The organism is Gilliamella sp. wkB72 (assembly GCF_001693745.1).
Taxonomy (GTDB): Bacteria; Pseudomonadota; Gammaproteobacteria; order Enterobacterales; family Orbaceae; genus Gilliamella; species Gilliamella apicola_E.
Map to the genome: position 1 here is coordinate 531,367 of NZ_LZEI01000006.1, position 14,004 is coordinate 545,370.

Genomic DNA, 14,004 nt, shown 5'->3' on the forward strand with positions numbered 1-14,004 from the left:
ATATATGTATAAATATACAGTATAAAATACTTAATTCAATAAAAACGAGTGTAAAAAATTAAAAATAGATTACTAAAAAAAGATAATCTGTTGTTTTACAAGTAAAGTTACTGACTAAACGACTTTGGTGGTTACATTTCAATTTATCGAGAGATAAATTAAATTCAAATTTTGCTATTTATTTATACCCAAAAAACCTATACTCCCTAACCCAACATGATAATGATTATCATTACTATTTATGTGGGTAATATTAATTTAATAGTGTTTATTTAATAACTATGCTTTTTAAAAGGAACTAGGTATGGGATATAAAAAAATAAGTATATTATTGCTTTGTATGAGTTTTTCTCTTCAAGCGGAACCTTCAAGTGGCCAAAATACTTCATCAGAAGATGAACAAGAATCACAAATAAAAAGAAATAAAGATAACGTAAGTAGTGAAGATATTGATGATGTGATTACCGTTATAGCAAGATCACAAGATCAATTGAAAAAAATTAATAGCGTTATTGCCGGACGATCAACACTTACATCTGGTTTGATAGAACAAAAGCAAGCGGATAATGTAGCCGAATTACTCAACACATTACCGGGCGTGAGCGCCGCCGGTTCGGTTAGACCGGGTGGACAGACATTAAATATTTGGGGATTTGGTAAAGTAGAAGATGTAAAAATTATTGTTGATGGTGCACAAAAAGGTTTCCAAAAATACCAACAAGGTTCGGTTTTTGTTGAGCCGGAATTACTTAAACGGGTTGAAGTTAATAAAGGCCCGCACGATGTTAAATTCGGTAACGGTGGCTTTGGTGGGGTAGTAACAATGGAAACTAAAGATGCGATTGATTTACTCGATCCTGATAAATATGTTGGCGCTTTGGTTAAATATAGTTTCCATTCAAATAATCATCAAAATATGGTAACAAGTGCTGTTTACGGTAGAACAAAAGATGATATGTTTGATGGGCTTTTTTACTACACTAACCGCGATAGTGGCAATTTTAAAAGACCGGATGGTTCTCGATTTGAATTCTCAGAAGATGATATGGACACGTATATGGGGAAATTAAATTTTAGACCTAATGAAGAGCATACGTTCACGATATCCGGTATCCGTTCAAAACGAGATTCATGGCAGCCGTGGGCAGCAAAATATGTTGAGAAGATGACGCCACCAACTGCTACCCAAATTAAAAAATATGGATATAGAGCAGCTTGGTTACGAAAATTAGTCAAACGTGATCAAACAGATGAATCAGCGCAATTTAAATGGAACTATCAACCAACTTATAATCCATTAGTCGATTTTACCTTACGCACCACGTATTCAAAAACAAAGCAACATGATATGAGGCCGGCCAAATATAATCCGGTTGCTTCTTTAGGTACCATGGGCAATGAGAGTTGGGTAAGTTATACTGATAAAACTGTTGAGCTTGAAAATAACAGTATTTTTACTACAGGACCAATTGATAATCTTCTAAAAATTGGTGCGCAAGTGCATTTGCATGATCGTGATACCTTGATGTATTACAAAAATTATGAGAAGAAACCAAATTATAATCATGGCTATTTTCAACCTGCTTATATGCCTTCTGGAAAACAACAAACTTATAGTTTTTATCTACAAGATGAATTATCGATTAGCAATTTTGTCTTAACGCCAAGCCTTCGATACGATTATGTTCGTAATCATGGTAAGAAAAATTATGCATCAGCTTATAATGATCCCGATCCTCGTTATGGACACAATTATGCGCCTGTTACCTATACCGGTTGGACGCCAAGACTCGGTTCATATTGGCAAGCGACAGAAAATATCGGATTTTTCGGTGATATCAGTTATGCATGGCAAGCACCGACTGTTGATGAAACTTATGAGGTCCAATTCACCCCTAAAAATGGCGGTAGTGGTAAAATCTCTGCAACCAGTCGCAATTTAAAAAAAGAACGTGATTTATCAATCCGATTGGGAAATATCCTCGATTTCAATAATCTAATGTTAGATGATGATAAATTACAAGTTCGAAGCACATTATTTAGACAGCGTGTTACTAACGAAATTTTTGTTACTCGTGGTTTTAATCGCTCCATTTGTGGCCCCGGTAGATTGTGCCCCGTTGGTCAATCTAATTATCGAAATCTGCCCGGTAAGTTAGTGGTAAACGGGTTTGAACTAGAAACTTTTTATGATAGTAAATATTGGTTTGCCAGTGCAACGTACTCAATTCAAAAAGGCGAGCGAGACACCGCGCCACAAGCTCCATGGATGCATAACAAAACTTATGTTGCGACCATTTCACCTCGTACAGCAACTTTAACTACTGGTTTCAAAATTCCTCAGTGGAATTTGAGAGCAGGTTGGAATGCTCAATTTGTCAGAAAACAAGATCGAACCGGGTCAGAAGATAGAAATCATGATGGGCTTGCTGATCTTGGGGCGTATGGTTTAGGTCGTTCATCAGGTTATTCATTACATAATTTATTTGCAACCTGGCAGCCAACATTTTTACCGAAAGCTGAAGTTAAACTGGCCGTTGATAATATATTTAACAAAGATTATCGACTATATTTAGGTGAAAATACTTATGGTTTAGCACGCAACTTTAAAGCAAGTTTTTCATATAAATTTTAATACTTATCTAGCGTTAAGTTGATAAGTTTAAACAGTTAAAAAGTCTTGCAGGTTAAACTATTAAAAAAATAGTATTGATGCCTTATATAAATAAGGCATCAATAAAAATCACTGAGTTGTTAAACACATAATAAGCATTTCAAAAAGATCTAATATGATCCGTTACATCCGATTGAATCTGCATTAAACGATTAAAAGAGGGAGTGTGAGTGCTGATTGATATATAAATTATAATAGCTTCATACATATCTCAAATTAAATAATTTTCGATATTGAAATTACTTGTCACTTTTTTTAATGACCTTATCGTGCTTTTCATCAAGTTTGATATTGTGATATTTCAATAAAAGACCTAAGTTAATTAATGAAAATTTTTCATTAGTGCATGTTGTTTTACCTACTTTATCATTGTAGTAAGCTGTTTAATAATAGGCTAACTACAATAACTGAGGTATGAGCTATGAAAAAAACAATAACATTAAATAATGGTATCGAAATGCCTATCTTAGGGTTTGGTGTTTTTCAAATGACCGATAAGAAAGAGTGTGAAACAGCCGTACATGATGCAATTGATTCTGGCTATCGGTTGATTGATACAGCTGCAAGTTACCAAAATGAAACTGAAGTTGGTAATGCTATTCGTGCACATGGGATTGATCGAGCAGAATTGTTTATTACGACCAAGTTATGGTTGCAAGATGCCAATTACAATGGTGCTAAGGCGCAATTTGAACGTTCATTAAATCGTTTGCAATTAGATTATGTTGACTTATATTTAATTCATCAACCTTATGGTGATGTTCATGGTGCCTGGCAAGCAATGCAAGAGCTTTATTCAGCAGGTAAAACTCGTGCTATTGGCGTAAGTAATTTTCAACCTGATAGATTAGCTGATTTAACTGCATTTCATTCTATTATTCCTGCCGTAAATCAGATTGAAGTTAACCCATTTCAACAACAGCTTGAAGCCGTGCCTTATATGCAAAAGGAGAGCATAACTCCTCAAGCTTGGGCGCCTTTTGCTGAAGGGAAAAATGGTTTATTTACCCATCCGGTATTAGGTCAAATAGCCGTTAAATATGGTAAAACAATAGGGCAAGTGGTATTACGTTGGTTAGCTCAACGAGGCATTGCAAGCTTGGCTAAATCTGTGCGTAAAGAGCGTATAATTGAAAATCAAGATATCTGGGATTTTGAGCTTTCAGATAAAGATATGCAACAAATAGCAGCGCTTGATACAAATACAAGTCAATTTTTTGATCATCGAGATCCGGAAAAAGTAAAATGGTTAACCAGCCGGAAATTAGATGTTTAAATTTTTAGCTATTGAGGCTAATTTGAGATAAATGGATTGACAGTTTCTTTGTAAGATTTAACTAATTTTTCAGCTCGTTCAACGAGTTTGTGACGTATATGCTCAGGCTCTAAACAAATACATTTATGACCTAAGCTTAGTAAAATGCCATAACTGTAGTCATCATCAATAAAGTCAAAATCTACAAGATACTGATGTCCATTTAATTTCTTAATATCTTTTTCGTCACAAAAATCTAAAATACGTTCCAAAAGCGATTCATCTATTAGTAGTTTTATTTTAAAAATCTTTTTTTTCATATCCGTTTGGAATAAAGAGAACACTTCAGGCGGTGTCTGTTTAATAAATTTAGTGTTTGTTTTACTAATGTTTGACATTTTTGACAATTTAAATACACGAAAATCATTTTTAGTTAGACAAAAAGCTTGTAAATACCATTCTTTTTCCTTAAAAATAAGTTTATATGGCTCAATTAAACGTGAGGCTTGTTTATTCCTAACACTTAAATAATCAAACGATAAAAGCATTTGCTCTTTCAGTGCCAGTCTTATAATAGATATTTTGTTATCAATATTTTGTTTAGAAAACCAAGGCGATAAATCAACAATAAGTTGATTTAAGTTATTTGTCACTTCATCAAGTTCTTGTTCTGATAAAAAACTCTTTATTTTCTCGAGTGTTCTTAAATTTTCACTTTCTTTTAAAACCGGTGAAGATAATAAGTTGAGGCCTTTTAATAAAACAATGACATCTTCTTTAGTGAATAGACCTTTACTAATTTTATAATTTTTTAAAATACTTATTCCACCGGCACTTCCTTGATAGGTAATAATGGGTATTCCCGCTCCCTCTATAACTTGTATATCTCGGTAAATAGTACGCAATGATACATTTAATTTTTCTGCTAATTCTTTACCAGTTATTTTTTCTCTTTGTAGCAATACCATGATGGTAGTAATTATACGATTAATTTTCATGCTTTATGTTTGCAAAATAATTTAGATTGAATTTTAAATATGACATACACTTGTCAGCAATGCTACATCAAAATAGAGATAACTAAAATTGATTGAACTAATTTTTATCACTAAAAGGAAAGAAAAATGTTTAAACCTAATAGCGTTATTGTTTATGTCAAAGATGTCGATGCTAGCACAGAGTTTTACACAAAAATACTAGGGCGTCCACCAGCTAAAACTTATCCTGGCTTTGCTGTATTTTTATTGAATGATGGTTTTATTTTGGGACTTCAAGAGGCCGATAAAATAACACCAAAGGCACCTAATCATTATGGGGGATTTGAGCTGTCATTTAGTGATGTAACAAAAAATGAAGTAGATGAGATTTATGCGACATGGAAAGAACTAAACGTCAAAATTGAACTCGAACCTCAAATGCTCGATTTCGGATACACATTTGTAGGAAATGATCCTGATGGTCATCGACTCCGTGTTTGTGCTACCGATACTTCAAAGTTTGAATAAAAAATTATCTTAAGAAATTAAAACAATTGGTGCTTTAAAAAATTTATTTAAGTCATCTTAAAATGAAGCTACAATTCTAAAAAACTGACTGGCTCCACCACCAAACCTAATGGCGAGACAAGCAGCGAAAAGATTAAATTGCTCCTTGAAAGTTGTGGTAATGTCAGTTTTTTAGAATGGATTATGGCGCCTGATAAAAAAGACGAAGCTATCAGGAGCAAGAAAAATATAAGAGTTATTTCTTTAATTTTCATAATTCTGATATATCATCTTATAAAAAATAAATGAAATTCCAGAATATACAAATAATGGTAGACGGAGAAAAATTAAATACTATATAACTGACACTTAAACAAGTGAGTTGGACTTTTCCTAATGATTTTTCATTATCATATGAAAAGGGAATTTGGTTTGGTAAAAGTTGAAAGAATGACTATTATCAAGGAGAGATATTTAGTATCAACCAATTATGAAAAATAAAAAAATAATCATCTATCTACTATCCATTTTTTTGGTAACAGCCTGCGATAATGCTGTTACAAAAACTCGTTCTACATTTCTTGTTAAGAATGGTAACGAATGGAATATTCAAATTCCTAATTCATTGTGTGCAAAAAAACCAACAGATACACTCTATTATTCAACAATTTATAATCCAAAAACGAAAAAGTATCAACCCGTAAGCAAAACAATTGATATAGAAACATTTGATTTGCTGTTTAATGACATAGAGGATAGAAAAAAGATTAATAATAATTACTATCTAAGATATAACGAAGGTATGCAAAGTGAGTATTATTTCAAAGATAAACACTATATCTATATTTATACCTGCTATTCTCAAGTCAATAGTGAACTTTTTATAGCTGGCTCATCTTCAGATTATGCAGTATTAGGTGGAGTTTACTTACGTGTTGAAAATGCAATCTACTCCGGTGGAAGAAAAATAGAAGGCGCCGATGTTAATACGTTTAGAACGAGAAAAGAGACGATACGTAAGTCCGAATGGCAAGAAACGATCGGTTTAGATAAAAATTATATTTATATTAATGATAAGCCTCTAAAAAGTCGTGAAGAGTTTGATAAAATATTTGACGATAAATTATTTTTTACAGATCCAGCATTGAGAGAACAATATTTTGGTGATGGATAATAACATTTCTTACATTAATAAAAATATGGATGATAGTGTTTAAAGATAGTTTTTATCCCTCAGGAAAAATTAAGCTTATACTTGTCGGTCTGGAATGGAACCTGAAGGATAATATTCAGATTGGAAAATCTAGTTACCATACGGTGATTCCCTTAAATATCACACACATCTTTGATGGAATTTAAGAGTAATTAATGATGAAAAAATTGTATTAAACTATTTTATGAAGCAAGAAAAATAAAGCGACTTCAGTGAATAATAAACTATGTAATGATATATACAAATATTTACTCAATCAAAAATATACTCCTACAGATTTAAGATATAATCGTTACCAAGAAATTTATGTTTATACTTTAAAAATAAAGGGTAAAAATGCTTATTGTATAAATTATAAAGAAGTCTATGGCCATAATGAAAATAAAGAAGCCTATCCACCTAATGATGAATTTTATGAAAAATTAAAAAAATATTATCCAATAATCGAAAATGAGGACTGGGCGAGGAATAAATTTGGAAATAAAGATGTTGTATATTTTTGACCAAAAACACATCAAAAAACGATATCATATATAAGACCTATAAAGGCAAAAATTACCCACTTGAAGTGGTGGGGAATTTTAAAAAAACAATAGGTTGGTTATTCACGAAAGCAAATATAAATGGTGATGGGAAAACATCTGTTCAACAACAACGATGAGATGAAAAAAGAGCTATTGGCAGAATGTTTTGGCTTATACAACTCAAAAATGCTGGCTAAATATTGAGGAAATTATAAAAAAATGAAAAAAATATTGTATATCTTATTATTTACTTTATTTGGATGTAAAGATAATTATCCACAGGGAAAAGTTGGTTTATATGTTGTTGATATGCTTTATGCCTGTGAATGCCCACCATATAAAATCTTTAAAATAGATAATTTGTCGATAAAAAGTAATCATTTAAAAGATAGAGAACCTTTAGATTTGGATGGTAAAGATAGCGATCTTTCACAAGAACTATCTTATGCTATTGATAAGCCAGAAGATGATAATTTAATTGGAAGAGACGTAGATCTAATATTTGCAAATAAAACAGATGAGGAAAAATTTAAAAAACAACAGGGTCTAAACTCAATATGTTATATCTATTATTTTGAAGGATATTTCAAATCAAAACAGTTATTTTTAGTTGAAAATTATCATTTATCATTAAAGAGTTCCGACTGCATCAGCCACGAACTTGATGATATGATTCAATAATAAAATAATTATTACTTTAAAATAAATAACATAAACAACCGAGTAATAGATAGAGATTTATTACTGGGTAATAAAGGAACAAAATAGATACTCATACAAGTAACAATTCATTTTATTTTAAATGTATCGATATTAATAAAAATCTCTATAGACAGATAGAACATAAAACATTCTATTTCTTAATGAATTAATTAGGTATAGAGAAGTGTTTAAACGCGATATTGGAGCGGGAAACGAGGTTCGAACTCGCGACCTCAACCTTGGCAAGGTTGCGCTCTACCAACTGAGCTATTCCCGCATAAGAGAAGTGTTTTAAATGGTGCCCGGGGCGAGACTTGAACTCGCACGGCCAAAAAGGCCGAGGGATTTTAAATCCCTTGTGTCTACCGATTTCACCACCCGGGCTCAAAACTTATTACGTAAGGTAATCCGCTTTGAATGCAGTGCATTTTACCTATCTTGAGATTTCAGTCAACATAAATTTTGGATTAATTGTTTAATTGCTCAATGTTTAGCTTATTGTTGGTTTAATATTGAGTTTTTGGGGATTGAGAAGTGTAATTTTGTGAACTTACAGAAGATAACAAAATTACACTAAAAGTAACGATTATCGACTTTTTGATAAATTATTCTTCATCTAATAAGTCACTTTGCGCTATCCATAAATATTGGAACATGGATACTAACGTTAAAATTGTGGCTAAAAAAAGTGCAGCTAGCCCCGCATATATAACAAGATCGCAAGGACGCCAAAGTAACCAAGTTAATGCTGTCATTTGAGCAATTGTTTTAATTTTGCCAATTGAAGATACTGCAACATTACCTCGTTTGCCAATTTCAGCCATCCATTCACGTAATGCAGAGATAATAAGTTCACGAGAGACGATTATTATTGCAGGAATAGAAATCCACCACGCTTGATAATATTGCGTTATAAGTACCAATGCGATTGTTACCATTATTTTGTCGGCAACAGGATCTAAAAAAGCACCAAATTTAGTCGTTTGACCTAATCGGCGGGCAAGGTAACCGTCAAAAACATCTGTAACTGCGGCTATTAGGAAGATTAATGCCGAAAAAAAGCCTGACCATTCATGAGGGATTAAATAAAATGCCAACACAAAAAATGGAATCAGTATTACTCGAAATAATGTTAAGAATGTAGGTAAGTTAATTTTCATGTGACATTAGCTCATATTGTTTTATTAATCAAATGGTTAGCGACAATTAAAAAAACAGGGTTTTCTCATTGATTATGTTGCCTGAAAAATGTTAATTTTTCAATGCGTTATTGCTGTAAATTTAGATAAATTTTTTCAGCTAATGATTTTGAAATACCTTGAACTTGTGCAATTTCGTCTATACTGGCATTTTTCAACTCTCTAAGCCCACCAAAATGCTTGAGTAATGCTTGCCGCCTTTTTCCACCAACGCCTTCAATATGCTCTAAAGCGCTGTCAGTTAACTGCTTAACGCCTTTTTTACGTTGACCAACAATTGCATGATCGTGCGATGCATTTCGAATTTGTTGAATAAGCAGTAAAGCAGGGGAATGATAATCCAGATAATATCCTTTTCCATGAGCTTCAAAGAATAGTGTTTCTAATCCTTCTTTACGTTCAGCACCTTTGGCCACACCAATTAAAATAGGGTGGTTTTTATCCCAGTTTACATCTAAATTATCAAAAACCCTTAACGCTTGGTTAAGTTGACCTTTTCCTCCATCTATAAAGATGATGTCTGGGATCTTATCTTCAGGAAGATCTTTCTTACTATAACGACGGGTTAAGACTTGCTCCATTGCCGCATAATCGTCTCCAGGCGTGATACCATTTATATTGTAGCGACGAAACTCAGATTTAACAGGACCTTTATCATCAAAAACGACACAAGATGCAATTGTGTTTTTACCCATAAAATGGCTTATATCAAAACATTCCATTCGATTGATTTTATCAATGCCCAAAAACTCTTTTAGTGCATCATATCGTTGTTTAATGGTTGAGTTTTCGAGTAGTTTATTTTTTACTTCAGTTTGAGCATTAACTGTTGCAATATTTAATAGTTTAAGATTATCACCTTTTGGTTCATCAACTATTTTTACTTGATGTTCAGCGACAATAGATAAAGTATCTTCCATTGCTTGCTTGTCAGATAATGAAAAATTGAGAAGAATTTTCTTCGGAATATTTCTATTTTGATTTCCTTGTAAATAAAATTGTCCTAAAAATGTCTCGATCACTTCTTCTAGTTCAGTATTAGATGGTACTTTTGGAAAATAAGAACGATGTCCAAATGTTTGACCATTTCGAATAAAGAGTACATAGATACAAGCTAAGCCGAGTTCGTAATGGAAACCAATCACATCTAAATTATCATTATTGTTATAGATAGCTTGTTTTTCATTTATGTGTTTGATCGCTTGTAGCTGATCTCGTAATGCGGCTGCTTTTTCAAAATTAAGTTCACTACTGGCTTTTTGCATATCCGCAGTAATTTTTTGCAAAATTTGGTCTGATTGTCCGGAGAGAAATAACCTTACATAATTAACTTGTTCATTATAATCTTCGTCGCTAACTAAGCCTGGTACACAAGGCCCTAAACAGCGTTTGATTTGGTACTGTAAACAAGGACGAGTTCGGTTACGATAAGTGCTATTTAAACATTGTCTTATTGGAAATGTTTTTTGTAATAAGGCAAGAATTTGTTTTACCGCATATCCACTCGGATAAGGGCCAAAAAACTCATCTTTTTTTCGATTAATTGCACCTCGATACAAAGACAATTGAGGATGTCTTTCTTTACTTAATTTGATAAACGGGTAGCTTTTATCATCTTTGAGCAATACATTGTATTTGGGTTGATATTTTTTGATATAAGTTTGTTCGAGTAATAATGCTTCAGTCTCTGTATTGGTGATGGTAAATTCAACTCGATGAATATGACTTACCAATCGATCGGTTTTGATCGTTTTTTTACTGCTATTGAAATAGCTTTTTAAGCGATTATTGAGATCTTTCGCTTTTCCCACATAAATAATGGTATCTTTATCATTAAACATTTGATAGATACCTGGTTTATGTGGGACTGTTTTTAGAAAAGATGCTGTATCAAATTGGCTCATATTAGTTTTCAAAGGTGAGGGCTTTTTTCTCTATTATCCTCATAATGGTGCTTAAAATACCATTTATCAAGAGGTAAATGAGCCCTGCAACCATAAAAATTGAGAAGTCATAGTATTCACCATTTAATGCATTACTATATCCCATTAAATCCATAACAGGAATCATTGAAGCTAAGGCTGTACCTTTTACCACAAAAACGACTTCGTTAGAATAAGTAGAAAGAGCACGTTTTAATGCATATGGCATGACAATTTTAAGAGTTTGTCTTTTGTTCATACCTAAAGCGCTACATGCTTGCCACTGTCCTTGTGGAACAGATTTTAATGCACCATAAAATATTTGTGTAGTATAAGCGGCACTATTAAGCGTTAAAGCTAAATAAGCACAAAACCAAGGTGAAGAAATAAAATCATAAAAAGCAGGAAATTTACTTAAATATTCACCAAATTGTGATGGTCCATAATAGATTAAAAACAGCTGTACTAATAATGGTGAACCAGTAAAAATAATGATATAAGCGCGAATTGTTTTCGTTAATAGCTTAGAATTTAACGATAAAAGACATGAAAAAACAATAGCCAAAATACCAGCCGTTAATATACCGAATATACTTAGACTTAATGTATCAGGTAGACCTTGAAGAATGATTTTTAGATAAAAAATAAAATTATCAGACATAAAATAACCTTACTGACTATTGGCTGATGGTTCAAAATGGGTTGCACGTTTTTCAATACGTGAAATAATTTTTTGACTTAAAATTGATATCACTAAATAAATAATCATCGCAACAAAGTACCATAAAAAAGGCTGATTGGTTCGGGCAACTATTGTTTTGGTTTGCATCATTAAATCATCTATCGCGATTGCTGAAACAAGGGCAGTATCTTTTAATAAGATTAACCATTGGTTACTCAAACCGGGTAATGCGTGTCGCCACATTTGTGGCATGATAATACGAAAGAAAGTTCGAGATTTGCTTAATCCTAAAACTTGAGCTGCCTGTTTTTGTCCGCTTGAAATCGCTTTAAATGCACCGCGTAACGTTTGTGAGGCATAAACAGCGTAGAGTAATGATAAAGCAAAAACACCGCATAAAAATGGGTCCGGTTGGGTATTATGAATACTCATTTTTACGGTAAACGATGTAAAGCCGAGAGGAACGGTAAAGCCATCATCTAATGCCATCAATAGCAGTGGTAAACCAGTATAAATCGCAACCACAATTAATAATTCGGGTAAAGCTCGAATGGTTAAATTGAATAGCGACATTAGCCATGCAACGGGTTTGAATGGTACTGATTCTAAAATAGTAAAAATGAACGCAAAAAACATTCCAACGACTAACGATACAAATGCTAATGATAACGTAATCGCGGTAGCTTTCGTAAGCGGCAAAATATACCCATCCATAGAAGAGAGTAACAAGTCTATACCGTGTGCAAAAAATTCTGACATAAAAGAACCGTAGTTAAATTTAAAAAATAAACTCGCCGCAGAATATGCGGCGAGATAAATAAGAACTGATTTTGTTATTAATAATTATTTACTAAACCATTTTTTATAAATAGCATCTAATTCGCCATTTGCTTTTAGTTTATCGATTGCTTGATTAAATTGTTCAAGTAATTGATCATTGCCTTGACGTAAAGCAATACCTAAACCTTCACCAAAAAATTCATGATCGGTAATTTTATCGCCTAAAGCAACGATATCAGCATCTTTACCTAACCATTCACCAGCAACAAAAGAGCTTGAAACAATAGCATCAATACGTTTAGCTTTTAAATCTAAGAAAGCAAATTGGTAGCTATCATAGCTTACTGCTTTAACATCAGGATATTTTTCATTTAAATATTTTAAGTAAGTTGTACCTTTTTGAATACCAACTTTCTTACCTTTTAGCTGGTCAAGACTAGTTAAGGAATCTTTTAATGTAACAAATTGGATTGAGCTATCATCATAATAGATTTTAGTAAATGCAACTTGCTTTTGACGTTCAGGTGTAACATCTATACCAGCAATAGCCGCATCGATTCGACGAGTTTTTAAACTAGGAATTAATCCATCAAATGATTGATTTACAATGTTACAAGTTACTTTCATTTCATCACAAAGTTTATTCATGACGTCAATATCAAACCCGATGATTTCGTTTTTATCATTAGTAAATTCGAAAGGTGCATAAGTCGCTTCGGTACCAATGGTTAACGTTTCAGTTGCTTGAGCTGCAAATGCAGATCCTGCAAGTATAATAGCTAGTAATGTTTTTTTCATATATCCACCCAATCAGATTTTTATTAATATTAATGCGATAGATAAGCTTTGAACTCTTCAGTTTTTGGATGAGCAAAACACTCAATTTGACCTTGTTCAACAATCTTACCCTGTTCCATGTAAATCACTTGTGAAGCAACTTTACGAGCAAAATCGACTTCATGCGTAACAATAATCTGTGTAATTCCTGTCTGTGACAGTTCATTAATGATTTCTGCAATTTGAGATGTGATTGCAGGATCTAAAGCTGCTGTTGGCTCATCAAATAGCAAAATTTTAGGTTCCATCATTAAGGCTCTCGCAATAGCCACTCGTTGCTGTTGACCACCTGAAAGGTGAAGAGGGTAACGATGTGCCATTTCATCAATTTGTAAGCGAGCCAAAATTGACATGGCTTTTTCACTTGCTTCTTTTTTCGATAGTTTCAAAACTTGGCAAGGGGCTTCAATTAAGTTCTCTAAAACAGTTAAATGTGGCCATAAGTTGTAATTTTGAAAAACCATGCCAACATTTTTGCGTAAAGTTCGAATAGTTGATTCACTTATCTTTTTTGAAAAATCAAAATGTGAATCCGCAATTGTCATTTCACCAGACGTTGGTATTTCAAGTAAGTTAAACACTTTCAGTAAAGAACTTTTACCTGCACCGCTCTGACCAAGTAAAACAATTGTTTCACCTAAAGGGTAACATAAAGAGACATCATTTAATGCCTGATGTTTACCATAAAAACAGTTAATATGGTTTAATTCGATATTCATTAGTATTAGATAA

Annotated in this window: 13 protein-coding genes and 2 tRNA genes; 6 read left to right on the top strand and 9 right to left on the bottom strand. The window is 32.8% G+C overall.

What is annotated here, in order from left to right:
• The first annotated feature begins 304 nt into the window (after positions 1-304).
• On the top strand, positions 305-2,635 hold the full coding sequence (locus A9G07_RS03805) for a TonB-dependent hemoglobin/transferrin/lactoferrin family receptor (protein ID WP_065734092.1): 2,331 nt from the start codon (positions 305-307) through the stop codon (positions 2,633-2,635).
• A gap of 460 nt (positions 2,636-3,095) precedes the next feature.
• Positions 3,096-3,950 carry an aldo/keto reductase gene (locus A9G07_RS03810; RefSeq protein WP_065734093.1) on the top strand — a complete coding sequence of 285 codons (855 nt, stop codon included), beginning with the start codon at positions 3,096-3,098 and terminating at the stop codon, positions 3,948-3,950.
• Positions 3,951-3,967: 17 nt separating this feature from the next.
• Here A9G07_RS03810 and A9G07_RS03815 read toward each other — a convergent pair whose 3' ends face one another.
• Entirely contained in the window at positions 3,968-4,927 is a 960-nt protein-coding gene (locus tag A9G07_RS03815; RefSeq protein WP_065734094.1) for a helix-turn-helix transcriptional regulator, read from the bottom strand.
• A 126-nt stretch (positions 4,928-5,053) separates the two neighbouring features.
• Here A9G07_RS03815 and A9G07_RS03820 point away from each other — a divergent pair, with 126 nt between their 5' ends.
• The 4 genes from A9G07_RS03820 (at position 5,054) to A9G07_RS03835 (ending at position 7,831) form a co-directional block, all read left to right on the top strand.
• Positions 5,054-5,434, top strand: coding sequence for a VOC family protein (locus tag A9G07_RS03820; RefSeq protein WP_065734095.1), 381 nt, complete (start codon positions 5,054-5,056; stop codon positions 5,432-5,434).
• 469 nt (positions 5,435-5,903) lie between these two features.
• On the top strand, positions 5,904-6,587 hold the full coding sequence (locus A9G07_RS03825; RefSeq protein WP_065734096.1) for a DKNYY domain-containing protein: 684 nt from the start codon (positions 5,904-5,906) through the stop codon (positions 6,585-6,587).
• Between the two features lie 251 nt (positions 6,588-6,838).
• On the top strand, positions 6,839-7,129 hold the full coding sequence (locus A9G07_RS03830) for a hypothetical protein (RefSeq protein WP_065734097.1): 291 nt from the start codon (positions 6,839-6,841) through the stop codon (positions 7,127-7,129).
• A 240-nt stretch (positions 7,130-7,369) separates the two neighbouring features.
• Positions 7,370-7,831: a hypothetical protein gene (locus A9G07_RS03835; RefSeq protein ID WP_065734098.1), complete on the top strand. Its 462-nt coding sequence runs from the start codon at positions 7,370-7,372 to the stop codon at positions 7,829-7,831.
• A 222-nt stretch (positions 7,832-8,053) separates the two neighbouring features.
• On the opposite strand, the gene A9G07_RS03840 is transcribed toward A9G07_RS03835, so the two are convergent.
• The 8 genes from A9G07_RS03840 to artP form a co-directional block, all read right to left on the bottom strand.
• Positions 8,054-8,129: transfer RNA gene (locus A9G07_RS03840), tRNA-Gly, on the bottom strand.
• A gap of 19 nt (positions 8,130-8,148) precedes the next feature.
• Positions 8,149-8,236 (bottom strand) — tRNA-Leu (locus A9G07_RS03845).
• Between the two features lie 221 nt (positions 8,237-8,457).
• Entirely contained in the window at positions 8,458-9,012 is a 555-nt protein-coding gene (pgsA, locus tag A9G07_RS03850; protein WP_065734099.1) for a CDP-diacylglycerol--glycerol-3-phosphate 3-phosphatidyltransferase, read from the bottom strand.
• A 107-nt stretch (positions 9,013-9,119) separates the two neighbouring features.
• Positions 9,120-10,955 (bottom strand): excinuclease ABC subunit UvrC, encoded by a 1,836-nt coding sequence (uvrC, locus tag A9G07_RS03855; protein ID WP_065734100.1) that lies wholly within the window; start codon positions 10,953-10,955, stop codon positions 9,120-9,122.
• 1 nt (position 10,956) lies between these two features.
• Positions 10,957-11,634 carry an arginine ABC transporter permease ArtM gene (artM, locus tag A9G07_RS03860; protein WP_065562114.1) on the bottom strand — a complete coding sequence of 226 codons (678 nt, stop codon included), beginning with the start codon at positions 11,632-11,634 and terminating at the stop codon, positions 10,957-10,959.
• A gap of 9 nt (positions 11,635-11,643) precedes the next feature.
• A complete protein-coding gene (artQ, locus tag A9G07_RS03865; RefSeq protein ID WP_218059990.1) occupies positions 11,644-12,414 on the bottom strand; it encodes an arginine ABC transporter permease ArtQ in 771 nt (256 codons plus the stop codon).
• An 84-nt stretch (positions 12,415-12,498) separates the two neighbouring features.
• A complete protein-coding gene (locus tag A9G07_RS03870) occupies positions 12,499-13,233 on the bottom strand; it encodes a transporter substrate-binding domain-containing protein (RefSeq protein ID WP_065562113.1) in 735 nt (244 codons plus the stop codon).
• 29 nt (positions 13,234-13,262) lie between these two features.
• Positions 13,263-13,991, bottom strand: a complete 729-nt coding sequence (gene artP, locus A9G07_RS03875; protein WP_065562112.1) for an arginine ABC transporter ATP-binding protein ArtP — start codon at positions 13,989-13,991, stop codon at positions 13,263-13,265.
• Positions 13,992-14,004 lie beyond the last annotated feature (13 nt).

What these genes read in the sequence shown, in the direction of transcription:
- A9G07_RS03870 (WP_065562113.1), bottom strand. Translation starts at nt 13,233, where the DNA reads ATGAAAAAAACATTACTAGCTATTATACTTGCAGGATCTGCATTTGCA.
- A9G07_RS03815 (WP_065734094.1), bottom strand. Translation starts at nt 4,927, where the DNA reads ATGAAAATTAATCGTATAATTACTACCATCATGGTATTGCTACAAAGA.
- artQ (WP_218059990.1), bottom strand. Translation starts at nt 12,414, where the DNA reads ATGTCAGAATTTTTTGCACACGGTATAGACTTGTTACTCTCTTCTATG.
- A9G07_RS03810 (WP_065734093.1), top strand. Translation starts at nt 3,096, where the DNA reads ATGAAAAAAACAATAACATTAAATAATGGTATCGAAATGCCTATCTTA.
- artP (WP_065562112.1), bottom strand. Translation starts at nt 13,991, where the DNA reads ATGAATATCGAATTAAACCATATTAACTGTTTTTATGGTAAACATCAG.
- A9G07_RS03805 (WP_065734092.1), top strand. Translation starts at nt 305, where the DNA reads ATGGGATATAAAAAAATAAGTATATTATTGCTTTGTATGAGTTTTTCT.
- A9G07_RS03825 (WP_065734096.1), top strand. Translation starts at nt 5,904, where the DNA reads ATGAAAAATAAAAAAATAATCATCTATCTACTATCCATTTTTTTGGTA.
- uvrC (WP_065734100.1), bottom strand. Translation starts at nt 10,955, where the DNA reads ATGAGCCAATTTGATACAGCATCTTTTCTAAAAACAGTCCCACATAAA.
- A9G07_RS03835 (WP_065734098.1), top strand. Translation starts at nt 7,370, where the DNA reads ATGAAAAAAATATTGTATATCTTATTATTTACTTTATTTGGATGTAAA.
- pgsA (WP_065734099.1), bottom strand. Translation starts at nt 9,012, where the DNA reads ATGAAAATTAACTTACCTACATTCTTAACATTATTTCGAGTAATACTG.
- artM (WP_065562114.1), bottom strand. Translation starts at nt 11,634, where the DNA reads ATGTCTGATAATTTTATTTTTTATCTAAAAATCATTCTTCAAGGTCTA.
- A9G07_RS03820 (WP_065734095.1), top strand. Translation starts at nt 5,054, where the DNA reads ATGTTTAAACCTAATAGCGTTATTGTTTATGTCAAAGATGTCGATGCT.